Below are 24253 nucleotides of genomic sequence, written 5' to 3'. Positions count from 1 at the left end.
TCCGAACTGCACCATGGACGCTTCTTCCGCCCGCCACCCATCTCCTTCCGAACCGCTGCGCATCGCCGTCATGGGCGCAGGCGCCGTGGGCTGCTATTTCGGCGCGCTGCTGGCGCGCGCCGGCCACCAGGTCACGCTGATCGGCCGCCCCGCCCATGTGCAGGCCGTGCAGCAGCATGGCCTGCGGCTGGAGACGGCGGCGCTGGACATCCAGGTGCCCATGCAGGCATCGACCGAGGCCAGCGCCGTGCGCGATGCCGATGTGGTGATGTTCTGCGTCAAGTCCACGGCCACCGAGGAAGCGGCCCGCGAGATGCAGCCGCACCTGGCGCCGGGCACCCTGGTGCTGACCATGCAAAACGGCGTGGACAACGACGAGCGCGTGCGCGCCGTGCTGGGCCCGTCCGTGGCCGTGGCCGCCGCCGTGGTCTACGTGGCCACGGCCATGGCCGGCCCCGGCCATGTGCGCCATTTCGGCCGCGGCGAGCTGGTCATTGCGCCGTCTGCACTCAGTGAACAGGTGGCCCTGCAGTTTGGCAAGGCAGGCATTGCCGTGCAGGTATCGCCCGACGTGCGCGGCGCGCTGTGGGCCAAGCTGGTGATCAACTGCGCCTACAACGCGCTGTCGGCGCTGTGCCAGCTGCCCTACGGCCCGCTGGTGCAGTCGCCCGGCGTGACGGACGTGGTGGACGACGTGGTGGCCGAATGCCTGGCCGTGGCCAGGGCCGACGGCGTGGCCCTGCCCGGCGACGTGCCCGCTGCCGTGCGCGGCCTGCCGGCCACCATGCCGGGCCAGTTTTCGTCCACCGCCCAGGACCTGGCGCTGGGCAAGCCCAGCGAAATCGATCACCTCAACGGCTACGTGGTGCGGCGCGGCGAGGCCCTGGGCGTGCCCGTGCCGCTGAACCGCACGCTGCAGGTGCTGGTCAGGCTGGCCCCTTCACGCGTGCAGGCCAGCCAGGAGCCCCTGAACCCGCCTCAGAACTCGTAGTTGGCAGACACCCACAGGCGGCGGCCTTCCTGGTTGTTCGCGTAGCGGTTGCCAAAGATCACGGTGCCCTGGACCTGGCCCGGTACGTTGTAGGGCTGGTAGTCCACGAAATCCTTGTTGAACAGGTTGTAGATGGCCGCGTTGATGGTGAACTGCTTGCTCACGCGGTAGCTGCCGCCCAGGTGGAACTGGGTATAGGCCTTGTAGTTGCCCAGCGCGGCCTTGGCGGCCTGGGAGCTGGCGCTGGTGCCGGGGTCACGGTAGCGCTCGCTGCGGTACTCGGCGCGCAGCCACAGGTTCCACTGGGCACCGGGCTCCCAGTTCAGGCGGGCGTTGAGCGCGTGCCTGGGTGTGTCGCTCAGCGGGTTGCCACGGTTGGGGCCGCTCTTTTGCTCGCTCTTGGTGAAGGTGTAGTTGGCGCTGGCGTTCCAGCCGCGCGCCAGAGGCATGCGCGCACTCAGCTCCAGGCCGCGCGTGACGGCCTCGTCCACGTTGATGGACTGGCCGAAGGCATCCACCAGCGGCCAGTCGCCGAAGCTCACGCAGCCGGGGCGGTTGGGCGCTGCCGCAAAGTCGCAGTTGATCAGGCCCGGGCCGCTGGTGATCTTGTCCTTGAACTCGTTGTTGAACACCGTGGCGCTGCCCGCAAAGCCCGTGGGGCTGTCGAAATAGACGCCCAGTTCGGTGGTGCGGCTGGTTTCGGGCTTGAGGTTGGGGCTGCCCACCAGCGGCAGGCGGCCCTGCTGGCCGAAGCCGTTGATGCCGGGCGCCAGCTGCTCCACGCGCGGCGTCTTGTAGCCGTTGCTGACGCCGCCCTTCACGGTCCACTGCGGCGCGGCATTCCACACGCCGTAGATACGCGGGCTGAGCTTGCCGCCGAAGAGGCTGTGGCGGTCATAGCGCGCGCCCATGGTGAGCTTGAAGGCGTCGGTCAGGCTCCATTCGTCCTCGGCAAACAGGGCCTTCTGCGTGAAGGCGAACTTGTTCGGCGCCACGCCGTCCTTCATCTCGGCATCCCACCACTGGCCGCCCAGCGTGGTCAGGTGGGCACCCCAGGGCAGGACCAGCTTGCTGTCCAGCACCTTGCTTTCCACCTCCAGCGTGCGCGCGGCACCTGGCGTCGCGCCCGGGGTTCCCCGGGGAATGGTCCGGCCGATGGTCTCGGTCCGGTTGACCATGAAGCTGGTGTCCCAGGTTCCGAAACCGTAGCGACCGGTATGGGCCAGCGTGAGCTGGTCACGGTTGTATTTCTGCTCGGGGCTGTAGCCTCCCGTGCCCAGCGTGCCCAACTGGCCCTGCGAGTTGTCATAGGTCTGGCGGCCCGAGTCCAGGTCCAGCGTGATGTCGTGGTACCTGTTGGGCGTGAGCGCCAGGCGCAGGCCCAGGTTGTTGATCTCGGACTTGACGGGGTTGCCGCCCATGATGGGAACGGCTGGCTGGCCGTTGGCGCCCGCATAGGTGATGTCCGAAGCGGCCCGGCGCTGGGTGCTGCCGCGGATCGACAGGCCCAGCAGGTCCTCCTTGATGGGGCCGCTCAGGTAGAACTTGCCGGACTTGATATCACCGAACTCCGACTCTTGCTGCAGCGTGTAGTCGGCGCTGACGCTGCCCGTCCAGGTCTTGCCGACCTTGCGCGTGATGATATTGATCACGCCGCCCATGGCGTCGGAGCCGTAGAGCGTGGACATGGGGCCGCGGATGACCTCGATGCGCTCGATGGCGCCGATGGGCGGCATGAAGCTGGTCTGCGTCTCGCCAAAGCCGTTGGGCGTGACATTGCCGGCCGAATTCTGGCGGCGCCCGTCGATCAGCACCAGCGTGTAGTCGCTGGGCATGCCACGGATGCTGATGTTCAAGCCGCCGGTCTTGCCCGCGGGGGCGCCTACGTCGATGCCTTCCACGCTCTCCAGCGCGTCGGTCAGGCTGCCGAAGCGGCCCTTGGCCAGTTCCTCGCGCGGAATGACGGTGATGGAGGCCGGCGCCTCCTTGATGTCCTGCTCGAAGCCCGAGGCAGAGACCACGACTTCGCGCAGCTCCGTGGCGGGCACGGCATTGCCTGTTGCCGTCTGTGCACAGACGGCACCCGAAGCGCAGACGGCAGCCACCACAAGGGCCAGATGGGAAGGACGCGACGGAAGAACTCCGCGCAGATCGCGATACGACATGCAAACACTCCAGAAACGGAAAACGGGCTGTGGGGCCCGTGAAACTCGCTTTGAAATGATTGGTTATGCGATGGGATGGGGATATGTAACGAAATTATATGAACATTGAGAATCATTTCCATTCTCATGAGCACAATAGGATTTATCTGTCGTGCCGATGCTACGTTCCTAGGAGCAAACCGGGCCCATCTTTGCGCTGGCGCAAGCGGCGTTCAGTACACATCGCGCCGGTATCGGCCGCTGCGCACCAGCAGCTCCATCTGCGCCTCACCCAGCACGGCGTGCAACGCCTGGTCCACGCCCTGGGCCATACCCTGCAGGCTGCCGCACACATAGATGGCAGCGCCCTGCGCCACCCATTGGCGCAGCACATCGCCGGACTGCGCCAGCAGGTCCTGCACATAGGCGCGCGGCGCGCCTTCGCTGCGATCGCGCGAGAAAGCCAGGTCCAGGCGCTGCAGCACGCCGCCCTCGCACCAGGCCTGAAGCTCGTCGCCATAGAGCCGGTCATGCGCGGCATTGCGCTCGCCGAACAGCAGCCAGTTGGGCCCCAGGCCTGCTGCGGCACGCGCACGCAGGTGGCTGCGCAGGCCGGCCAGACCCGTGCCGTTGCCGATCAGCACCAGCGGGCGCTGCAGGTTGTCTTCCAGCCGGAAATTGCGGTGCGCACGCAGCCGCAGGGTGATGGCTGCACCCAGGGGCGCGCCCTGCGTGAGCCAGCCCGAGGCCAGGCCCGGCGAGCCGTCTTCGCGCCGCGCCTGGCGCACCAGCAGGTGCACGCAGCCATCCTGGGCGATGGAGGCGATGGAGTACTCGCGCGGATGCTGCGGGTCCGCAGGAATGCAGACCTGCGCCAGGTCGCCGGACTCCCACAGCGCGGCCTCCGTTGCAGGGGGCTGCAGCTCGATGTGGAACACCGGCTCGCCTGCGCTGCCCGGGTTCATATGCCGGCGCGCGGCCAGCGTCCATTCGCTGAATACCGGCATCTCCCACGCAGGCATGTCGCCCAGGCTGCTGATCTGGGTCAGCTGGTGCTGCCAGGCAGTCAGCGCCTGGGGCGCGCCGTTGTCCATTTCGATGCGCTCGAACCAGGGGCTGGCGCCTGCGGCGCGCAGCCAGCCGTCCAGCGCGCGGCCAAAGCCGCAGAACTGCGCGTACTGCCGGTCGCCCAGCGCCAGCAGGCCGTATTGCAGATGGGACAGGTCCTGCGCCTGCGCCATGGAGTGCGCCAGGAACAGGGCTGCGTTGTCGGGCGGATCGCCCTCGCCATAGGTGCTGGCGATGAACAGCGCCCTTTGGGTCTGCGCCAGCAGCTTCACATCAACGGCATCGAGGGCGCACAGATGCACGCTCTCACCGGCCGTATGCAGCAGCCGCGCAGTCTCGCGTGCCAGCTCCTCTGCCTGGCCCGTCTGGCTGGCATAGGCCACAAGCAGGGGGAGCGCGCCCTCGCGCGCCGAGGCCAGCGCCGCGGCTTCATGCTGCGCCCGCGCGCGCTGGCGGCGCTCGCGCCACCAGATGGCGGCGCACATGGCCACATACAGCAGTACCAGGACAGCGGCTGCGAGTATGCGCAGCCAGGATTCGGACAGGGACATGGCGTGACCGGAAAATCTACACGGCGCAGAAAAGGTTAGGGGCGCTCACGGCGCCAGCGCGGCAAACGCCGTGGTCATCGCCATGGCAGGGCCCTGCGCCGTGCGCTCGCACAGCAGTGCGGCCACGCCGTGCTGCTCGGCAAAGTCCAGGCCCGCACGCGGCCCCAGCACGGTGAGCACGGTGGCCAGGGCGTCGGCCTGCATGCATTCGGCATGCAGCACGGTGACGCTGGTCAGGCCGTGCGCCACGGGCTCGCCGCTGCGCGGATCGATGGTGTGGGAGTAGCGGCGCCCGCCCTGCTCGAAGGCATGCCAGTGGTCGCCCGAGGTGGCGATGGCCATGTCGCGCAACGGCAGCGCCAGCAGCGTGGACTGGTCCGCCATGCTGGCCACGGCCACGCGCCAGGGCTGGTTGCCAGGGCGCTGACCGCAGGCCCGCAGCTCGCCGCCCACCTCGACGAGGAAATCGGTATGGCCCAGCGCCTGCAGGTGCTCGGTGACCAGGTCCACCGAATAGCCTTTGGCAATGCCGCTGAAGTCCACATGCACGGCGCCGGGCTGCAGCGCGCGCCGGCCCTTCAGGTCCAGCACGATGCGCTGGTAGCCCACGCGCTCGCGCACCCGCCGCAGTGCATCGGCATCGGGGATGCTGGCGCCCTGCGCCTTTTCCGCACGCGGGCCGAAGCCCCACAGCTCGACCAGCGGCCCCACGGTGGGGTCCCAGGCGCCGCCACTGGCCTGCGCCCAATCGAATGCACAGGTCAGCACGGTGAAGAATTCGGCAGGCAGCACATGCCAGCTGCCCGCCTCTGCGCGGTTGAAGCGCGAGATGTCGGAATCAGCCTCCCAGTTGCTCATCTGGCGCACGACCAGGGCCAGCGCAGCCTCTATGGCCTGGCGCGCCTCATCGAGCGGGCGGAAACCCGGGTTGTGCAGGCGAACGCTCCAGGTCGTGCCCATGGCCTCGCCGGTGAGTGTTTGCAGCGCGGCGGGGTCTGCCCGCCGCACGGCCTGCGGCGCGTAGCCGGAGACGGCAAAGGACGCCGCGCCCGTGGGCACAGGCGCGGCAAGGCCCCGGCCTGCGCTGCCCTGCAAAAGGGCCGGCGCGAAGCTCACGCGCACGGGCGCAGGCGCGGGCGGGGCCCCAGGTGGGGACGCAAGGCTCAGGGCAGCACCTCGAACGTGCCCACATAGGACAGGCGGCGCTCCTTGGCCTGGGGCAGCGAGGTCTTGTTGTCCTGGGCGTCGGCATCCACCCAGTACATGCCGGCGGTGGGCCAGGTCACGCTGAACTCGCCCTTGGCGTCGGTCGTGGCCTTGATCTCGCCCTTGTTGTCGCGGTAGCGCGTGGCGCCGGGCACCAGCACGACTTCCAGGTTGGCGGCGGGCTTGCCGTCCACATGGAAGGCGAAGGTGGCCTTCTCGCCCTTGACCAGGTCGTTGGGATGGGTCACGGGCACCAGCTCCAGCCCCTTGCCCGAAGGCTTGACGGCGCTGGGCTTGCCCACGGTCACGAAGGTCTCGATGCGGCCCACGGACTGGGTCACCTTCAGGTCCTGCGCGTCGGCGGGCACATCGGCGGCGAACTTCTCGGGCGAGCCGCGCCAGCGGCGGTTCTGGCCCGTGGCCTTGTCCTTCCAGGAGGCGAACAGGCCGTCGTTGACGATGGCCAGGCGGTAGGTGCCGCTTTGCTGCAGGTCCAGGTCGAACACGCTGCGCAGCTTGCCGCGATGGGCATTCTGCGGCGCGACGGCCGAGCCGTCCGGTGCCGAGACAACGAGGTTGTCCAGGCCCAGCGGCACGTGGTTGAAGAAGAACAGGTCGTTCGAGACAGCGGCATCCACCGTGATCCATTCGGCCTTGGACAGCACCGTGGTCGAGGGCAGCAGCCACAGGTTGTGGGCCTGCGCGGCCTGGAAGGCGCCGCAGGCAATGGCGAGGCTGGCAGCCAGACGGACGGCAAAGCGGGTCTTGGACTTCATGAAAAATCTCCTTGGTTCGTGGATGGGTCTGGCACGTGCAGCGATGGCGTCGTCCCCCTCGTGAGGAGGAAGGCGCGCAGCGCCTCCGCGGCTTTCAATTTCAAGGCTTGAGCTCGACGCTGATCTCGCCCAGCTCGCTGCTGCCCTTGGCGCTCAGTTGCTCGGCCTTGGCGGCAGGCCACTTGAAGGGCACGGTGACCACTTCGCGGCCGCCGACTTCGCGCGCGGCCTCGACCACGAGCTTGTACTCGCCGGGCGGCAGCTTGGCGAAGGGGTTGGCGCCTTCGGTGAAGCTCAGCTGGTGCTTGCCCACGGGACGCGTGGGGCTGGTCACGCCATCGATGGGCAGCGTCAGGTCGCGGCCCGTGCGGCGCCACCACTGGCGCATGTCCTTGAGCCACTTCGTGCCTTCGGCATTGCGCATCTTCACGTCGTACCAGACCGACAGCGTGGCGGCCACCGAGGCGTCGGCGCGCTCGATCCACACGGCCACATAGGGGCGGTGGTACTCGGAGACATCCAGGCGCGGGACCTCCACGCCCACGTTCAGGCCGGCGGCAAAGGCCGGGGCCGCGCCCAGGCAGGCGCCAAGCGCCATGGTGTAGCGCAGAGAGAAGTGCGGATTCATAGGCAAGGCTCTTTCGGTTCTCAGTGGATCAACAGGAGGGCCAGCAGCATGGGAATCACCAGCCCCATGCCGACCATGGGCCAGGTGAAGGGACGATTGCCCGCGTGCATCTTCAGGATGAACAGCCCGGTGACGGTGAACACCAGGCAGGCTGCGGCAAAGATATCGATGAACCAGCTCCAGGCAGCGCCCGTGTTGCGGCCCTTGTGCAGATCGTTCAGATAGGCGATCCAGCCCCGGTCGGTGCGCTCGTATTCGGCCTCGCCATCGGCCAGGGCCACGCGCACCCAGGCATCGCCACCGGGGCGAGGCAGGGACACATACAGCTCGTCGGCCGTCCATTCGGCTTCGCGGCCCTCGGCCTCAAGCCCCCACTGGCCGCGCACCCAGTCCGCAAATGGCGCAGGCACGGGAGCACGGTCGAGCGACTGGCTGGCCTGCTGCCGGACCAGCTGCACGCGCAGCGCGTCCGGCAATGCCGCCTCGCCGCGCACGATGCGCGGCTTGGACTCGATCTGCCCCGCATGGTTGAGCGTGAACCCCGTGACGGCGAACAGCAGCATGCCGATCAGGCACAGCGCAGAGCTGACCCAATGCCACTCGTGCAGTGTCTTGAGCCAGTAGGAACGGCGCCGAGGGTCCGGTTTGGGGGATGTCATCGCAACAGAGGCAGGCGGCAGCACCACGCGGCCACAACCATCACGGCGGCGGCCACGGGGAGCACAGGAAAGAAAAAGGCCGGGGGATTCTACCGCCCACGAATAAGAATTGATCGCATTTACACAAGCTTTACCGGCTTAATCGACATCTGTGTCACGGCGCTCCATCTCCGCTCCTTGCCCACGGGGCGCGCATGCCCCCACGCATCCCGGGACAGCGATGCACCGTCGGTGGGCCCTCTCCTGAAGCATCTGGCACCCATGCCGCCAGACAGCCTGCGTTATGTCAACTAGCTGACGCACATGCTTACATAATCTGCTTTTCTGATTCATTTGCGCCCACAATGGCGCGCGAACCCGATTGGAGACTGCATGCGCCTTCCGAGCTTTTCGCAAACCACTGCCAACGCCGCCCACTCCGGTGACGGCACGCGCCAGAACCGCCGCCAGCTGCTGGCACAGGGCGCAGCCCTGGCCATGCTGTGCTCCCCGCTGGCCCATGCCGCGCCGCCCGCTGCAACGCCTGCGGCCCATGCGCCGCGCGCTGCCGCCGGGGGCCAGCGCGTGGCCGCCAGCCTGCGCATCGTCATTCCGGCCAATGCCGGGGGCGGCTGGGACCAGACCGGCCGCGCACTGGGCGCGGCCCTGGTGGCCTGCGGCGCGGCAGATCGCGTGGAGTATGAAAACCTGGGCGGCAAGGGCGGCACCATCGGCCTGGCACAGTTTGTCGAACGCCATGGCCAGGACCCCGATGCGCTGCTGATCGGCGGCATGGTCATGGTCGGTGCCGTGGCGCTGCAAAAGCCGGCCGTGAACATGTCGCACGTGCAGCCGATTGCCCGCCTGACCAGCGACTATCTGGTAGTGGCCGTGCCTGCCGACTCCCCCATCCGCAATGCCAAGGACCTGGTCGCCGCGCTGCGCAGCGATCTGGCCCACCAGTCGTTTGCGGGCGGCTCGGCCGGCGGCGTGGACCACATGTTTGCCGGCCTGCTCACGCGCGCCGCCAAAGCGGCGCCCGAGCAACTGGTCTACAAGCCCTTTCCGGGCGGCGCCCAGGTGGTAGAGGCCTTGCTCAAGGGCGATGCGCGCATGGGCGTGTCCGGCTACAGCGAGTTCAGCGAAGCCCTGGCCAGCGGCAGGCTGCGCGCCATTGGCGTGTCTTCGCGCCGCAGCCTGTTCGGCCTGCCTTCGTTCCGCGAACAGGGACTGGATGCCGACATGGCCAACTGGCGCGCCGTCTTCACGGGCAAGCAGGTCAGCGCCGCACGCGCCCAGGCCCTGCTGGGCGCCGTGGAGCAGGCGACCCAGCACGAAAGCTGGCAGCGCGCCCTGCGGCAGAACCGCTGGGAGCCTTCGTGGCAGGCAGGCCGCGATTTCAGCGGCTTTCTGGAGCTGGAGCACACCACGGCCAGCGTCATGACCTATCTGCTCAAACTCAAGAGCTGAGAAACCGAAGTCCAGCGGGCAGGTTGCGTGGCGGGCCTGCAACACTGGTTCGGAGATTCGCGTATTCCTCTAGCGAAGCGCATTGCCGCTGTGGGTTTTGAGCTACCAAACTTGTAGCAGAATGGATCCAGAGCTATAGTTCCCCGGGACTTGGCTCGGCGCGCGTCCCACCCGGATGCCCCCGCCGGCTCACACACACCATTGCGCAAGGAGAAGCGTCATGAGCTCCAAGGAAAACGCCGCCATCAACCAGCTGTTCGAGAAACTCGAATGCCGCTACGCGTTGCGCGTGCTGTGGGCTTTGCGTGACGGCCATCCTCAGACCTTTCGACTGCTGCAAGACAGCGTGGGCGGCATCACGCCCAACACGCTGAACACCCGCATCAAGGAACTGCGCGAATGCGGGCTGCTGGAGCATGGCTCCGACGGCTATACCGTGACGCTGGCCGGCCAGGACCTGCTCAAGCGCCTGTCCGATGTGCAGGCATTCGCCAACCGCTGGGTGGCCGCGCGCGCCAAGAAGTGATTCTTGCGGCCAGGCCCTTCGCCCTCTTGCCGCCGGACAGTCTTTTTCCCCCACCGTTTCTCTCTCAAGGAATACCACCATGGCTTTCACCACCACCGCATCCGGCCTGCAGTATGAAGACACCGTCGTGGGTGACGGCGCCGAGGCCCAGCGCGGCCGCAGCGTGACCGTGCACTACACGGGCTGGCTCTACAACAACGGCGTGCAAGGCGCGAAGTTCGACTCCAGCAAGGACCGCAACGATCCCTTCGTCTTCCCCCTGGGCGGCGGCATGGTGATCAAGGGCTGGGACGAAGGCGTGCAAGGCATGAAGGTGGGCGGCCAGCGCACCCTGATCATCCCGGCCGAACTGGGCTACGGCGCACGTGGCGCTGGCGGCGTGATCCCGCCCAACGCCACGCTGAAGTTCGACGTGGAGCTGCTGGCCGTCTGAGCCTGCACCCGCTGGCCCACGCAAGGGCAAGGCGCGAAGGAGCCTTGCCTTTTTTCATTTGCGGACCGTCCCAAGAGCCCCCAGGAGCATCGGACCTTGCGCGGCAAGGACAGCGTGGGGGTGGCTTCTCGCTCAGGGGGCTTTGCCGAACAGCGCCTCGTGCAGCGGCACATAGCTGGCGGGGCTGGCAGCCTCGCGCAGGCGCGGGGCCAGCGCCACGAGCTGGTCGTAGCCCATGGCCGCCTCTACGGCAAGGTTGAGCCGGAATCCCTTGAGCCCCATATTGGCCGTGATGGCCACCGCCAGCGGATAGGCGTTGCGGTAGCGCACGGCCAGCGAAGGCTCGGATGGCGCAGACGCATCGCCGGCAGGCTGGGCCGGCGATGCGGCGGCAGCAGTGACGGCAGGCGCCGCAACGGCGACCACGCCCAGCCGGGGTTCGGCTGCATCGCGGGGCGCCAGCCATTCGCGCTCCACCAGCGCCAGGATTTCGTCCTGGGTCACGCCCATACCGGCAACGGCCTGCAGCACCTGCGCCACGCTGCGTTGGCCGTCAAACAGCAAAAAGGCCGAGCGCAGCCGGGGAGAGAGATCGGCATGGCGTTCCTTGAATGCCTGTTGGCCGGCGGACGTTTTCACAAGATGCATGGCGGACGCAATTTTCTGCAGGGGATCGGATCGGACACGGCTCGCAGCGTGTCATGAGCCTCCGGCTCCCAAAAGCGGGTTTTCCAGCACGCGCGGGCTTCAGTTGGGCCGGGACTGATCCAGATCTGCCATCAAGACAAAAATTGGCAATTTCGTTGGCAATTTCGTTGGCAATTTCGTTGGCAATTTCGTTGGCAATGTCGTCGGCCCATGGAGCCCATGCCGCGTCAGGCCACGCGCCCTGGCACGGAGCGCGCCGCAGCGCGCCGGCGCGGGTCCAGGCAGCTGACCAGCCAGGTCACCAGCAGGCCCGCCGGCACGCCGAAGACACCCGAGGAAATCGGCTGTATGCCCCACCACAGGCGGGCATGCAGCGCCTCGGGCAACACAGGCTGCAGCGCGGGCACGTGCGAGACCATGTAGTAGACGGTGATACCCAGGCCGGCCAGCATGCCGGCCACCGCCCCGCGACGCGTGGTGCCGCGCCAGAAGATGCCCAGCACCATGGCCGGAACAAAGGCCGATGCCGCCAGCGAGAACGAGGCCGTGACCATGGGCAGGATGTCCGAGGAACGGCGCGAGGCCACGAAGGCGGCCGACAGCGCCACCACCAGCAGCGCGAACTTGGACAGGATCACGCGCTGCTCGGGCGAGGCGCGGCGCCGCCGCGCGCGAAAGTACAAGTCGCGCACCAGCGCATTGCTGATGGTCAGCAGCAGGCCATCGGCCGTGGACAGCGCGGCGGCCAGGCCGCCCGCCGCGACCAGGCCCGAGACCACGTAGGGCATGCCACCCAGCTCGGGCGTGGCCAGCATGATGAGGTCGGCGCCCATGCGGATCTCGCCGAACTGCAGGACACCGTCGCCATTGACGTCTTCCACGGCCAGCAGCGAGGCATCGACCCGGGCCCACTGCGCCATCCAGGTGGGCAATTCATCGAAGCGTATGCCCACCAGGTTGTTCATGACCTCGAACTTGACCAGCACGGCCAGGGCCGGCGCGCTCATGTAAAGCACGCCGATGAAGAACAGCGTCCAGCCCACCGAGGCCCGCGCCCCCGACACCGAGGGCGCCGTGTAGTAGCGCGTGAGCAAATGCGGCAGGCCTGCCGTGCCGGCCATGAGACAGAACATCAGCGCCAGGAAGTTGCGCCGGCTGTCCTCGTAGACCTGACGTTCCTCGGCCGATCCATCGGGGTTGCCGGCAAAGGGCAGGCTGTGCAGCGGAATGCCGCCCAGCGGCTTCTCGCGCTCGCGCATCTCCTGCAGCTGGCGTGTCCACAGGGCGCGCGCAGTCGCTTCGTCGCGCGGCATGGCGGCCAGTTCGCGGCTGGCCGCCATGATGGCGCCAATGTCGCCGCTGCGCGTGCGCAGATCGCGTATGCGCTCGGAAAGCTGCTGGCGCTCGGCGGCCAGCACGCGCGGCACGTCCTTGAGCTTGTCCTCCAGCACCTCGGCGCGCAGGCGGTAGGCGGCGACCACTTCCTGTTCGGCCGGCGAGTCCAGCAGGCGCTGCTCCATCTCCGCGATCTGGCCGAGCTGGGCCGTATAGGCCAGCGGCGCAACGGGGTTGCCCATCTGCCGGTAGGCCAGCCAGGACACGGGGATCAGAAAGGCCAGCAGGATGACCACGTACTGCGCGACCTGGGTCCAGGTGATGGCACGCATGCCGCCCAGGAAGGAGCACAGCAGCACGCCGCCCAGGCCCAGCATGATGCCGATCTCGAACTGCACGCCCGTCAGCCGCGAGGCAATCAGCCCCACGCCGTAGATCTGGGCCACCACATAGGTGAACGAGCAGGTCACGGCAGCCAGCGCCGCGATCACGCGCGGCCAGCGCCCGCCGTAGCGCTGCTGGAAGAAGTCGGGAATGGTGTAAAGCTTCATCGCCCGCAGGTGCGGCGCGATCAGCATGGCGACCAAGCAAAAGCCGCCCGTCCAGCCCAGCAGGTAGGCCAGTCCGCCGGCCTGCCCCGGCACGCCGGCAAAGCCCTGCAGGTACAGCGCCCCCGACAGGCTGATGAAGGACGCCGCGCTGACCCAGTCCGCCGCTGCCGCCATGCCGTTGTAGAAGGGCGGGATGCGCCGGCCCGCGACGTAGTACTCCTCGGGATCGCTGGTGCGCAGGTACACGCCGATGGCCGCGTAGACCATGACGGTGAAGAACAGGAAGATGGGGCCTATCCAGTGGCGTGACAGGCCTTGCTGCTCGGCCCAGAACATGAGGGCCAGAAAGCCGAGCACGCCCAGCGTGTACAGGGCCACGATGCGGTGCAGCCGCCAGCGGGAGGCGGCCGTCAGCAGCGAGCGCTCAGCCATGGCCGGGAGGCGACGGCGGGGCGGGCGGTTGCGGGGCGGCGGGTTCAGACGGGGCAGCGGCCCGGGCCTCGCGGCGCTCGAAATGGTCCATGGACAGACAATAGACGATGACGATGGCCAGGAACATCAGGACTGCCCCCTGGGCCGCGAACCAGTAGGCCAGCGGCCAGTCGGGGACCAGCGCCTGCAGGTCGCGTGCGTAGTAGCAGGCACCGAAGGAGACGGCGACCCAGACCGCGAGCAGCACGGCCTTGAGCCACAGATGGTGGATGTCGTGCAGGTCGGGGGCGAAGGTCTCGCCTTCGGACGGTCCCCCGACTGCGTCGTCATGCAAGTGCGCGTCCGGCGTATGCATGGCGACGCTGCCAGCCCTTACTGCGCCAGGCGCTGCCAGGTGGCGACCACGCTGTCGGGATTCAGCGAGATGGAGGCAATGCCTTCGTCAGCCAGCCATTGGGCGAAGTCCGGGTGGTCGGATGGGCCCTGGCCGCAGATGCCCACGTACTTGCCCTGGTCCAGGCAGGCCTTGATGGCGCGCGACAGCATCTTGCGCACGGCGGGGTCGCGCTCGTCGAAGTCGGCGGCCAGCAGCTCCAGGCCGGAGTCGCGGTCCAGGCCCAGCGTGAGCTGGGTCAGGTCGTTGGAGCCGATGGAGAAGCCGTCGAAGAACTCGAGGAACTCGTCCGCCAGGATGGCGTTGGAGGGCACCTCGCACATCATGATGAGCTTGAGTTCGTTGTCGCCGCGCTTGAGGCCGTTGGCCGCCAGCAGCTGGGTGACGCGCTCGGCCTGCTTGAGCGTGCGCACGAAGGGAATCATGATCTGCACGTTGGTCAGGCCCATGTCCTCGCGCACGCGGCGCAGTGCCTCGCACTCCATGCGGAAGGCCTCGCCGAAGTCCTCGGAGATGTAGCGCGCCGCGCCACGGAAGCCCAGCATGGGGTTCTCTTCCTCGGGCTCGTAGCGGCTGCCGCCGATGAGCTTGCGGTACTCGTTGGACTTGAAGTCCGACATGCGCACGATCACGGGCTTGGGCCAGAAGGCGGCGGCAATCGTCGCCACGCCTTCGGCGACCTTGTCCACGTAGAAGGCGCGCGGCGAGGCATGGCCACGGGCCACGGACTCCACGGCCTTCTTGAGGTCGGCATCCACGGCGGGATAGTCCAGGATGGCCTTGGGGTGCACGCCGATGTTGTTGTTGATGATGAACTCCAGGCGGGCCAGGCCCACGCCCTCGTTGGGCAGCTGGGCGAAGTCGAAGGCCAGCTGGGGGTTGCCCACGTTCATCATGATCTTGGTCTTGATGGCGGGCATCTCGCCGCGCTGCACCTCGGTGACCTCGGTCTCGATCAGGCCGTCATAGATCTTGCCGGTATCGCCTTCGGCGCAGCTGACGGTGACCAGGGTGCCGTCCTTGAGCAGATCGGTGGCGTTGCCGCAGCCGACCACGGCCGGAATGCCCAGCTCGCGCGCAATGATGGCCGCGTGGCAGGTGCGGCCGCCACGGTTGGTGACGATGGCCGAGGCGCGCTTCATCACCGGCTCCCAGTTGGGATCGGTCATGTCGGTCACCAGCACGTCGCCGGGCTGGACCTGGTCCATGTTGGCGATGTCATTGACCAGGCGCACCGGGCCCGTGCCGATCTTCTGGCCGATGGCGCGGCCTTCGGCCAGCACATTGCCCGTGCCCTTGAGCGCGTAGCGCTGCTCGGCCTGGCCCTTGGCCTGGCTCTTCACGGTCTCGGGGCGGGCCTGCAGGATGTAGAGCTGGCCGTCCGTGCCGTCCTTGCCCCACTCGATGTCCATGGGGCGGCCATAGTGCTGCTCGATGACCAGGGCATAGTGGGCCAGCTGCTGCACGTCCTCGTCGGACAGCGAGTAGCGGTTGCGCAGCTCATGGGCCACGTCGGTGGTCTTGACAAGCTTGCCGCTGGCGGCCTTTTCCTCGGGCGAGGCAAAGACCATCTGGATCAGCTTGGAGCCCAGGTTGCGGCGGATCAGGGCCTTCTTGCCGGCCTTGAGCATGGGCTTGTGCACATAGAACTCGTCAGGATTGACGGCGCCCTGCACCACGGTCTCGCCCAGGCCGTAGCTGGAGGTGATGAAGACCACGTCCTCGAAGCCCGATTCGGTGTCGATGGTGAACATCACGCCGGCCGCGCCCAGGTCGGAGCGCACCATGCGCTGCACGCCGGCCGACAGGGCCACCACGTCATGGGCAAAGCCCTTGTGCACGCGGTAGGAGATGGCGCGGTCGTTGTACAGGGAGGCGAACACCTCCTTCATCTTGTGCAGCACCGACTCGATGCCCACCACGTTCAGGAAGGTTTCCTGCTGGCCGGCGAACGAGGCGTCGGGCAGGTCTTCGGCCGTGGCCGAGGAACGCACGGCGAACGAGGCTGCCTCGTTGCCGCCCTGCAGGCGCACGAATTCCTCGCGGATGGCCTGCTCCAGATCGGCCGGGAAGGGCTGGTTCTCGACCAGGGCACGGATCTCGGCACCGACCTGGGCCAGGGCGCGGACATCTTCCACGTCCAGGGCGGCCAGCTTGGCACTGATCTTGTCGGCCAGGCCGTCGTGGGCCAGGAACTGGCGGAAGGCATGGGCCGTGGTGGCAAAGCCCGTGGGCACGCGCACGCCCTGCGGCAGCTGCGAGATCATTTCGCCGAGCGAGGCGTTCTTGCCGCCTACGGACTCGACATCGGTCATCCTCAGTTGTTCAAACGGAACGACGAGGGCGGTGGCCTCGAACAGTTGAGACATGGGAAAGCTCCAGAAGTTGAAAACCGTAGTGCGCCGCCCCGGCTGCCAAAGCCGGGCACGGTCGATCCACCCACGCAGGCGTGCGCGAGGCTTTGCTGTTCTGGTTGGAGGCCGGCAGCGAGCATGGATGGGAAATTGGGAATAATGGGCGCCATTGTAGGCGTTTGCCGTGAACCGACGGCAGCCCCCTGTCCAGAGCCCGACCACCATGCACACCCACACCATCTTCGTCATCTCCGATGGCACTGGCATTACAGCCGAGACCTTTGGCACGGCCATCATGGCCCAGTTCGACACCAAGTCGCGCCTGGTCCGCATCCCCTTCGTGGACACCATGGACAAGGTCCACCAGGCCGTGCGGCAGATCAACCATGTGGCCGAGTCGGAAAGCCACAAGCCCATCGTCTTCACCACCCTGGTCAACCAGGACATGCTCGACCTGATCGAGAGCCAATGCAAGGGCAAGGTATTCGACATGTTCGGCACCTTCGTGCGGCCGCTGGAGCTGGAGCTGGGCCAGAAGTCGCTGCACCGCGTGGGCCGCTTCGCCGACATCAGCGAAAGCAAGGAATACCTGGAGCGCATGGAGGCCATCAACTACACGCTGGCCCATGACGACGGCCAGACCCACCAGGACCTGACGGGCGCCGACGTGATCCTGGTCGGCGTCTCGCGCAGCGGCAAGACGCCCACCAGCCTGTACCTGGCCATGCAGTTCGGTCTCAAGGTGGCCAACTACCCGCTGATTCCCGAGGATTTCGAGCGCAAGCAGCTGCCGCCCGCCCTGGTGCCCTACCGCAAGAAGCTGTTCGGCCTGACCATCGACCCCCAGCGCCTGTCCAGCATCCGCAACGAGCGCCGGCCCGACTCCAAGTACGCCAGCCTTGCCAACTGCCGCTACGAGGTGGCCGAGGCCGAGTCCATGATGCGCCGCAGCGGCATCCAGTGGCTGTCCAGCACCACCAAGTCCATCGAGGAAATCGCCACCACGATCCTGCAGGAAGTCCTGCCCCAGCACCTGGGGCACTGAACCCGGTCTCAGGCCGAGGCGTTCCAGCGCAGCATGGGCTGCTGCGGCAGCGTCTCGACCAGGTAGTCCACCAGGGCACGCACCTTGGTCGGCACGTACTGGCGGTCGCGAAAGCATGCGAAGAAATCCAGCGTGGTGTCATCGAAGTGCAGTTGCCCCTTGCGCGCCGGGCCCAGGGCCAGCGGCTGCAGCAGCCCTTCGCGCATGTACCGGTGGGCGATGAAGCTGCCGATCCAGACGATGCCGCCACCGGCCACGGCCATTTCGGTGAGTGCATCGACATCGCTGGCGATGGCGGTCACGCGCAGCTGCGGGTCCACGCGCTTGCCGTCGCGCGAAAACGGCCAGCGCATGAAGCGGCCATCGGCCTCGCGCCGGTACAGCAGGCAGGCATGGTCGAGCAGGTCCTGCGCGGTCTGCGGCCTGCCGTGGGCCTGCAGGTAGGCCGGCGAGGCGCACAGCACGCGCGGCACGGCCGCCAGCTGGCGCACGGCCATGCCGGGCTCCAGCACATCGCGGTAGCGCACGCTGATGTCCACGTCTTCCTTGAGCACATCCACCTGCCGGTCCACCACCAGCAACTCCAGCTCCAGCCGGGGATGCTGCGCGGCAAAGGCCGGCAGCAGCGGCGCCAGCACATGGCGGCCAAAGGCCGCCATGCAGGCGATGCGCAGCCGGCCCTGCAGTTCGCCATGCAGCTGCGACAGGTCGGACTGCGCTTTTTCCAGCTCCTGCAGCACAGGGCCCACGCGCGCCAGATAGCGCTCGCCGGCTTCGGTCAACGCCATGGAGCGCGTGGTGCGCGTGATCAGGCGCGTGCCCAGTTCGCGCTCCAGCCGGGCGATGTTCTGGCTGGCCGCTGCAGGAGAAATACCCAGCTGGCGCGCGGCCGAGGCGATGGAGCCGCCTTCCAGGGCTTTGACGAAGGTCTCGATGGAGCGCAGATTAGGCACAAAAACCTATGGATGAAAAATCAATTCATCAATATAGCTTACGAGTGCACCAAGCTGCAGCCCTCTACACGGCGGTCCGGGCCTTGCCTACAGTTGCGCACTTGCCGCGCCGAATCGACAAGCGGCCTGACCGGATACGCCTTCATGCCCGATACCTCTGCCTCCATCGCTCCCGCAACCCCTGCGGCGCCGCGCAGCCGCAAGCTGCACCGCCGCTTCGCGCCCATCGTCTTTGCCTTCTACATGTCGGCCATCATGGCGTTTCTGATGTGCTGCGCCATCGTCGGCGCCAACAGCGGCCTGGGCGCCGACTACCTGCGGCGCGTGATGCAGACCTATGTGCTGGCCATGCCCGTGGCCTTTGTCTGCGTGATGGTGGTGCGTCCGCTGGTGGGCAGGCTGGTGGCCGCCACCGTGCATCTCTGAGGCGGCCCGGCCGGCTCTTTCCAGGGCCTGGGCCGCTCAGGCCAGTGTCTGCACTGCCAAGCGCGGCAAGCCCGCCACCAGCTCGCGCCATCCCGGCAGTTCGGCCAGGCCCGGTTTGCGCTCGCCAAAGAACATGGCCATCAGATCGCCCTGCGCGTCGAAGGCCTCGACCGAGGTGACCACGCCATCGGCCGTGGGCTTTTGCACGGCCCAGACGCTGGCGATCATGTCGCAGCGCAGATGCAGGTTGAAGCCCGGGTCCAGCACATTGATCCATTGCGCGCCGCCGGGCGTGCCCATGGGCTGGATGTTGTGCACGGGGCCGGTATGGATCTGGATGCAGCCGCCGCTGTCCACGAAGACCATGATGGGCAGCCCGTCCACCGCCGCATCGCCCAGCAACTGGGCCACGGACTCGGGTGCCAGCCGCGCGCAATGGCCGGGGACCAGGCGGAAGGCTTGCTGGCGCTCCACGCCGAACCGGCGCAGCAGGTCGAAGAATTCATGCGTGTCCTGAAGGGCATCCCAAGCGGCGCTCAGGCCGTGCACGTCGATGACCTTGTCGGACTGCGGCAGCGCTCTGGGCCGGGCATGGCGAAACAGGTATCCCGCGCTGGGCTCGGCAAAGCGCCGTACCAGCGCATCCCACGCTGCCATGTCGGTGGACTCGCGCGCATGGACCTTGTGCACGGCGCGGCCGTGGGCATTGAAGAACTGCAGGCTGTGCGTGGCCGGCCTTCCGGCCTGGGCGGGCTGCTCGGTCACGGCATAGCCGGCATGCCATTGGGCAAAGAACAGGCGCAGGTCGATCTCGCGGCCCAGCGCCAATCCCACGCCACCGCTGGCCGAGAGCTTCTGGTACACGCCCGTCTTCTCATGCACCGTGGACTCATTGCGCGTGAGCGCCATCACGGTGCCGCAGTCCTGCAGCGCGCGCAGCACCTGCAGCCACTGCGCGCGCAGCGGCACGACCTGCAGGCCGCCGTCATGCAGGCCCGCGTGGGCGCCGATGGCGGCGCCTTCGGGCAGGCCCATGGATTCGGCGGCCTCCTTGGCACGCAGGCCGCTCTGGCGTGCCTGGGCAAAGCGCTGGCGCACGTCGGGCGCATTGACGGGAATCAGCAGGTCATCGCAGGCTGCGGCGGCGGTGGTGATCATTGCAGGGTCTCCAAAGGGGCATGCCAGAGCGCGTGGGCAACGGAGGGATGGCGGGTCTCGGCCGCCGCCTCGGCCCGGGGTGCGCGCTGCGCGGCGCTGGCCTCGGAGACCGCCTGCCAGCGCCGCTGCAGGCGTTGCAGCAAGGCCCGCATGTCCGGCGAAAAGCTGCTGTCGCCGGACAGGCCCTGCAGTTGATCGGCCACCTTGCAGGCAATGGCGGGCCGGTGGGCCTCGCAGCAACCGTGGCCGAAGCCGGTCATCAGCGCCAGCGTGGCGGCCAGCTGGGCCTCGCCTTCGGCCAGCAGGTATTCCTCGTCACGGGCAAGGCTTTCACTCTCGGTACGGTGCATGGGGCTCTCCTTGCGTTGCAAAACATCGTTGGGACACGGGTCGCGGCGCCTGGCCTTCAGGCGCCGGGCTTCAGAAATCCTTGATCAGCGAGACGCGCGCATGGCGCCCCGGCTGGCTGTAGGCGTCGGCAATCGCCGTGGTGGCCAGCAGGCCGCGCACATCGGACCAGCGCCAGTACTTCCTGTCGGTCAGGTTGTAGATGCCGGCGTTCAGGCGCAGGTCGGGACGGATGCGCCATTGCGCGCTCAGGTCCAGCACCGTGGCCGAGGGGCTGAGCCAGGCCGTGCTGCCGTTGGACACGTCGCCGGCCTTCTTGCCGCTCCAGTGCGAGACGTTGAACTGCACGCCCACGACAGAGCGCTCGTAGCGCACGCCCAGCACCAGTTGCTGGGGCGAGATGGTGTCCAGCGGCTTGTCGGACTGCGTGTCCTTGCCGTCGGTGTAGCCGTAGGCCAGGCGCGTCTGCCAGTCGCCGCCGGCCCAGCGGCCCCAGTCGTAGTCGGCCTTGAGTTCGAAGCCGCTGATGCGGGCGCGGCCCACGTTGATGGACTGGTAGATGGCGGGGTTGGCCGCGTTGCCGGGCTGGCCCGCAACCAGTTGCTGGTCGACGATGAAGTCCTTGTAGCGTCCCGTGAACACGGCGGCGTCCAGGCGCAGCCTGTCCATGCGCCCGCGCAGGCCCAGCTCGAAGGTCTGGCTCTTTTCGGGCCGCAGGTCGGGATTCGGAATGTTGCGGTAGAACGCCACCGGGTTCTCGAAGAAGGCGTTGATCTGCCCGGCGTTGGGCGCCCGGAAACCTGCCGCATAGTTGCCATAGACGGACCAGACCGGGCTGGCCTGCAGCATCACGCCCAGCTTGGGCGAGAGCGCGGAGTCCGAGTTGCTGACCACGGTGGGCACAAAGCCGTTCTGCCGGGGCTTGATGCTGTAGTGCTCGGCGCGCAGGCCCGGGGTCACGCTCCAGGGGCCGTTGTGCAGTTCGGCCTGGGCGAACAGGGCGGTGGCGCTTTCGGTGGTGTCGGGGAAGCGCTTGAGCGGGAAGCTCTCGCCCGCGGGCGGCGTGATGCCGTTTTGCACGTTGACCACCTTGTTGCGGAGGTAGTCCAGCCCGTAGGTGAACTTGCCGCTGGCCGAGGAACTCCAGCGCAGCAGGCGGCTGGCCTGGGCGTGCAGCTGGATCGAGTCCTCGTCATAGGTCACGTCGCGCTCGCGGTACGGCAGACCGATGCGCGTCTCGGTGACGAATTCGCGCGCGTCGGACTTCTGGTAGCTGGCCATCAGCTGCAGTTCGTCGGCCAGCGCCGTGCCCAGCTGCTGCCACTGGCCCTGCCAGCTGGCCCGCCAGCGCTTCATGTCGGTGCGCGAGTCGGAATTGGCCACGGTGGCCGAGCGCGCGGACAGCAGGGCGTAGTCGGCGCGCTTGTCCACGTTCTCGAAGGTGAAGACATGCTTTTGCACGGCGCTGGGCGTGAAGACCAGGCGGCCCATCAGCGATTCGCTGCGGTCTTTCTCGGGATTGGGCGTGGTGCGCGCCGCGCCCGTCACGTTGTTCGTGCCCATGTTCTCCAGCGCACGGGAGCGGCCCAGGCCCGCCGACAGCAGCCAGGCCCATTCGGGGCTGACTCGGCCCGCCACGGTGGCGCCCAGCTTGCGGCCGTTGTCCGAGCCGTCATAGCCGGCAGCCACGCGGCCGGCGATGCGCTTGTCCCTGCCCAGCAGATCGTCCGGCTGCACGGTCACGAAGTTGACCAGGCCGCCCATGCCGTCCGATCCATACAGCGCGGGCGTGGAGCCGCGCAGGATTTCCACGCGCTGCACCAGGCCCAGGTCCAGGTAGTCGCGGCCGAAGCTGTTGGCGCTGAAGCTGTAGCTGCGCGGCAGGCGCACGCCATCGACCAGCATGAGCACGCGGTTGCCATCCAGGCCACGGATGTTGAAGCCGCTGTTCTGGTCACGCCCGGCCGACGAGGCCGCCAGCGAGAAGCGGGCCGGGGCGCGCGGCACATCGACATTGGGCAGCAGGTTGACCATCTCGCGGATGTCGCTGGCCTGCTCGCGCTCCATGCGGCCGGCGTCGATCACGTCGATGCTCATGGGCAGGGTGTCAGGGTCCTGCACCTCGCGCGAGGCGCTGATCACCATCTCCTTGAGGGCCGGGGCACGGGTCCGTGCCCCGGGTGCGGCCTGCGCCAGCAATTGCGTGTCGGCATCTCCGGCGTTTGCGGCATTTGCCGCGTCTGCGGCGGCCTGCCCCGGCCCCTGGGCCAGGGCAGCGGAGGCGCACAGCAGCGCGCAGGCGGCGGCCAGGGGATGGCGCGCCCGCCGGGCGCATGATTGCATTGCGAAGTCGTAAGCCATTGCGAAGCCCTCTCTCTCTGATCAACATGGATGTGCGAGAGCTGGCTTCTGGTTGCAGCGGCTGGCGGTTGGCCCGCCAGCCGTTGGCGCGTCATGTGCTGGCTGGATGAAGAAAAATTATATGCGAATAGTTCTCATTCATTGATTTGATCTGGCGCATAGGCCCGGAACAAACCCTGCTGGCGCTGCGTGCCGCTAGACCTCCATGGCCGGTTTGTCGCGCTGTGAGGCGTGCCAGCACAGGCAGCGGGTCTCGACCAGCTCGATGCCCTTGAACAGCGCCACGCCCAGCGCGCACAGCAGGCCCAGGGCGACGAACACGGTCGGGGTGTCGAAGCTGCCCTGCGCGACCAGGATCACATGGCCCAGGCCCGATTCGCCCGCGACGAATTCGCCCACGATGGTGCCGACCAACGCAAAGGACACACCCACCTTCATGCCCGCAAAAATGCTGGGCAAGGCGTTCGGAAAGCGGATCTTCCACAGCATGCTGGCGCGCGAGGCCTGGTTGACCCGCGCCATGTCCAGCATGTCCGGGTCGGTGGAGCGCAGGCCCAGCACGGTATCGATGAGGATGGGGAAGATCGCGATGAGCATGGCGATCGCCACCTTGGGCGCGGCGCCCGTGCCCATCCAGATCACGAACAGCGGCGCCAGCGCCACCTTGGGAACGGCGTTCAGCGCCACCAGCAGCGAGTACAGCGTGCGGTCCAGCAGCCGGGAGTAGACGATGCCGATGGCGGCGGCCACGCCCAGCAGCAGCGCCAGCGCATAACCGAGCATCGTGGTGCGCAGCGTGTCCAGGCTCTGCGCCAGCAGATAGCCGGGCTGGGCGGCGAACTGCGCCACCACTTTCGAAGGCGCGGGCAACAGGAATTCGCGTATGCCCACAAGGCGCACGGCCAGTTCCCAGAGCAGCAGCAGTGCGCTCAGGGTGGCCAGGGCCTGCCAATTCGGCCAAATGTGACGGGTGTGCCGCGTGCGCTGCGTGCGCCGGCTGCTCCGCGTGCGCGTCAAGAGGGTGTTCATCGCTCACTCCTTGTAGATGCCGATCTGGCGGAAGGTCTCGCGTATGCGCGCCACGTAGGCGGCGAATGCCGGCGTCTCGCGCACACCGAGGCTGCGCGGGCGCTCCAGGTCGATGTCCACCACATCGGCCACGCGGCCGGGGCCGCGCGCCATCATCACCACGCGGCTGCCCAGGAACACCGCCTCGGAGATGGAGTGGGTGATGAAAACCACGGTCTTGCGCGTGGCCAGCCAGGTGCGCTGCAACTCGGCATTAAGTTCGTCGCGCGTGAACGGGTCCAGCGCGCCAAAGGGCTCGTCCATGAGCAGCAATTGCGGGTCCAGCAGCAGGGCGCGGCAGATGGACACGCGCTGGCGCATGCCACCCGACAGCTCGCGCGGATGGCGGTCCAGAAAGTCGGACAGTCCGAACAGGCCCAGCAGCTCGCGCGCACGGGGCTCGAACGCGCGCCGGTCGCGGCCATGGAACTCGGCCGCCACGAGCACGTTGTCGAGGATGCTCCGCCACTCCAGCAGCAGGTCACGCTGGAAGACCACGCCCATGTCCTCGGGCGGCCGCGTGATGTCCTGACCGCGCAGCGCCAGCCGGCCGCCGGAGATGGGCTCCAGCCCCGCCATGCAACGCATCAGCGTGCTCTTGCCGCAGCCGCTGGGACCGACGACGCAGACGAATTCGCCTTCGTCGATGCGCAGGTCGATGTGGTGCAGCGCCTGTATGGGAGAGAGCCCGGACCGGTAGGTCTTGTCGAGCGCTTGGATGTCGAGAAAGCCGGGCACGGGCATGCTCC

Annotated in this window: 22 protein-coding genes; 6 read left to right on the top strand and 16 right to left on the bottom strand. The window is 67.7% G+C overall.

The genetic code is table 11. From position 1 onward, the window contains the following. Nucleotides 1-13 precede the first annotated feature (13 nt). Nucleotides 14-991: a ketopantoate reductase family protein gene (locus U6958_RS10135; protein ID WP_074920975.1), complete on the top strand. Its 978-nt coding sequence runs from the start codon at nucleotides 14-16 to the stop codon at nucleotides 989-991. Here the strand turns inward: U6958_RS10135 and U6958_RS10130 are convergent. The 6 genes from U6958_RS10130 to U6958_RS10105 all read right to left on the bottom strand — a co-directional run bounded on the left by U6958_RS10130 (nucleotide 979) and on the right by U6958_RS10105 (nucleotide 8023). Beyond that, nucleotides 979-3156: a TonB-dependent receptor domain-containing protein gene (locus U6958_RS10130; protein WP_074920976.1), complete on the bottom strand. Its 2178-nt coding sequence runs from the start codon at nucleotides 3154-3156 to the stop codon at nucleotides 979-981. The genes U6958_RS10135 and U6958_RS10130 overlap by 13 nt on opposite strands. Nucleotides 3157-3368: 212 nt before the next feature. Beyond that, nucleotides 3369-4754, bottom strand: coding sequence for a sulfite reductase subunit alpha (locus tag U6958_RS10125; RefSeq protein ID WP_074920977.1), 1386 nt, complete (start codon nucleotides 4752-4754; stop codon nucleotides 3369-3371). Between the two features lie 45 nt (nucleotides 4755-4799). Further along, nucleotides 4800-5876 carry an FAD:protein FMN transferase gene (locus U6958_RS10120; protein ID WP_074920978.1) on the bottom strand — a complete coding sequence of 359 codons (1077 nt, stop codon included), beginning with the start codon at nucleotides 5874-5876 and terminating at the stop codon, nucleotides 4800-4802. 41 nt (nucleotides 5877-5917) lie between these two features. Beyond that, nucleotides 5918-6736, bottom strand: a complete 819-nt coding sequence (locus U6958_RS10115) for a DUF4198 domain-containing protein (RefSeq protein ID WP_013801142.1) — start codon at nucleotides 6734-6736, stop codon at nucleotides 5918-5920. A gap of 100 nt (nucleotides 6737-6836) precedes the next feature. After that, the gene (locus U6958_RS10110) at nucleotides 6837-7364 is read right to left on the bottom strand and encodes a DUF2271 domain-containing protein (RefSeq protein WP_074920979.1); all 528 of its coding nucleotides are present in this window, start codon (nucleotides 7362-7364) and stop codon (nucleotides 6837-6839) included. Nucleotides 7365-7384: 20 nt separating this feature from the next. Next, a complete protein-coding gene (locus U6958_RS10105; RefSeq protein ID WP_074920980.1) occupies nucleotides 7385-8023 on the bottom strand; it encodes a PepSY-associated TM helix domain-containing protein in 639 nt (212 codons plus the stop codon). Nucleotides 8024-8395: 372 nt separating this feature from the next. Between U6958_RS10105 and U6958_RS10100 the strand changes: the two genes are divergently transcribed. From U6958_RS10100 to U6958_RS10090, 3 genes are all read left to right on the top strand, one after another. Continuing rightward, nucleotides 8396-9472 carry a tripartite tricarboxylate transporter substrate binding protein gene (locus tag U6958_RS10100; RefSeq protein ID WP_016451269.1) on the top strand — a complete coding sequence of 359 codons (1077 nt, stop codon included), beginning with the start codon at nucleotides 8396-8398 and terminating at the stop codon, nucleotides 9470-9472. A gap of 220 nt (nucleotides 9473-9692) precedes the next feature. Beyond that, nucleotides 9693-9998 (top strand): helix-turn-helix domain-containing protein, encoded by a 306-nt coding sequence (locus U6958_RS10095; protein WP_012206858.1) that lies wholly within the window; start codon nucleotides 9693-9695, stop codon nucleotides 9996-9998. A 79-nt stretch (nucleotides 9999-10077) separates the two neighbouring features. Then, entirely contained in the window at nucleotides 10078-10431 is a 354-nt protein-coding gene (locus U6958_RS10090; protein WP_012206859.1) for an FKBP-type peptidyl-prolyl cis-trans isomerase, read from the top strand. Between the two features lie 132 nt (nucleotides 10432-10563). On the opposite strand, the gene U6958_RS10085 is transcribed toward U6958_RS10090, so the two are convergent. From U6958_RS10085 to ppsA, 4 genes are all read right to left on the bottom strand, one after another. Continuing rightward, nucleotides 10564-11079, bottom strand: a complete 516-nt coding sequence (locus U6958_RS10085; RefSeq protein WP_016451268.1) for a hypothetical protein — start codon at nucleotides 11077-11079, stop codon at nucleotides 10564-10566. A gap of 227 nt (nucleotides 11080-11306) precedes the next feature. After that, nucleotides 11307-13397 (bottom strand): VC_2705 family sodium/solute symporter, encoded by a 2091-nt coding sequence (locus tag U6958_RS10080; RefSeq protein ID WP_016447599.1) that lies wholly within the window; start codon nucleotides 13395-13397, stop codon nucleotides 11307-11309. Next, nucleotides 13390-13752, bottom strand: coding sequence for a DUF4212 domain-containing protein (locus U6958_RS10075; protein WP_016447600.1), 363 nt, complete (start codon nucleotides 13750-13752; stop codon nucleotides 13390-13392). The genes U6958_RS10080 and U6958_RS10075 overlap by 8 nt, the downstream gene beginning before the upstream one ends. A 17-nt stretch (nucleotides 13753-13769) precedes the next feature. Next, nucleotides 13770-16160, bottom strand: a complete 2391-nt coding sequence (ppsA, locus tag U6958_RS10070; RefSeq protein ID WP_016447601.1) for a phosphoenolpyruvate synthase — start codon at nucleotides 16158-16160, stop codon at nucleotides 13770-13772. A gap of 208 nt (nucleotides 16161-16368) precedes the next feature. Here ppsA and U6958_RS10065 point away from each other — a divergent pair, with 208 nt between their 5' ends. After that, a complete protein-coding gene (locus U6958_RS10065) occupies nucleotides 16369-17190 on the top strand; it encodes a pyruvate, water dikinase regulatory protein (protein ID WP_016447602.1) in 822 nt (273 codons plus the stop codon). 8 nt (nucleotides 17191-17198) lie between these two features. On the opposite strand, the gene U6958_RS10060 is transcribed toward U6958_RS10065, so the two are convergent. Continuing rightward, on the bottom strand, nucleotides 17199-18143 hold the full coding sequence (locus U6958_RS10060) for a LysR family transcriptional regulator (protein ID WP_074920981.1): 945 nt from the start codon (nucleotides 18141-18143) through the stop codon (nucleotides 17199-17201). 144 nt (nucleotides 18144-18287) lie between these two features. Here U6958_RS10060 and U6958_RS10055 point away from each other — a divergent pair, with 144 nt between their 5' ends. Beyond that, nucleotides 18288-18569, top strand: coding sequence for a DUF2798 domain-containing protein (locus tag U6958_RS10055; RefSeq protein ID WP_016447604.1), 282 nt, complete (start codon nucleotides 18288-18290; stop codon nucleotides 18567-18569). Nucleotides 18570-18605: 36 nt separating this feature from the next. Here U6958_RS10055 and U6958_RS10050 read toward each other — a convergent pair whose 3' ends face one another. The 5 genes from U6958_RS10050 to U6958_RS10030 all read right to left on the bottom strand — a co-directional run bounded on the left by U6958_RS10050 (nucleotide 18606) and on the right by U6958_RS10030 (nucleotide 24248). Further along, nucleotides 18606-19727, bottom strand: a complete 1122-nt coding sequence (locus U6958_RS10050; protein ID WP_017404638.1) for a hemin-degrading factor — start codon at nucleotides 19725-19727, stop codon at nucleotides 18606-18608. Beyond that, complete coding sequence (locus tag U6958_RS10045) at nucleotides 19724-20077, bottom strand: hypothetical protein (RefSeq protein ID WP_074920982.1); 354 nt, start codon at nucleotides 20075-20077, stop codon at nucleotides 19724-19726. Before U6958_RS10045 ends, U6958_RS10050 begins: the two co-directional genes overlap by 4 nt. Before the next feature lie 70 nt (nucleotides 20078-20147). Beyond that, on the bottom strand, nucleotides 20148-22436 hold the full coding sequence (locus U6958_RS10040) for a TonB-dependent hemoglobin/transferrin/lactoferrin family receptor (RefSeq protein ID WP_074920983.1): 2289 nt from the start codon (nucleotides 22434-22436) through the stop codon (nucleotides 20148-20150). A 195-nt stretch (nucleotides 22437-22631) separates the two neighbouring features. After that, nucleotides 22632-23465 (bottom strand): ABC transporter permease, encoded by an 834-nt coding sequence (locus U6958_RS10035; RefSeq protein ID WP_083393566.1) that lies wholly within the window; start codon nucleotides 23463-23465, stop codon nucleotides 22632-22634. 3 nt (nucleotides 23466-23468) lie between these two features. After that, the gene (locus U6958_RS10030; protein WP_074920984.1) at nucleotides 23469-24248 is read right to left on the bottom strand and encodes an ABC transporter ATP-binding protein; all 780 of its coding nucleotides are present in this window, start codon (nucleotides 24246-24248) and stop codon (nucleotides 23469-23471) included. Nucleotides 24249-24253: the final 5 nt, after the last annotated feature.

Source organism: Delftia lacustris (assembly GCF_040267515.1).
GTDB classification, from domain to species: domain Bacteria; phylum Pseudomonadota; class Gammaproteobacteria; order Burkholderiales; family Burkholderiaceae_C; genus Comamonas; species Comamonas tsuruhatensis.
Note: the sequence above shows the minus strand (reverse complement) of the source record. Positions and strands in the feature narration are given on the sequence as shown.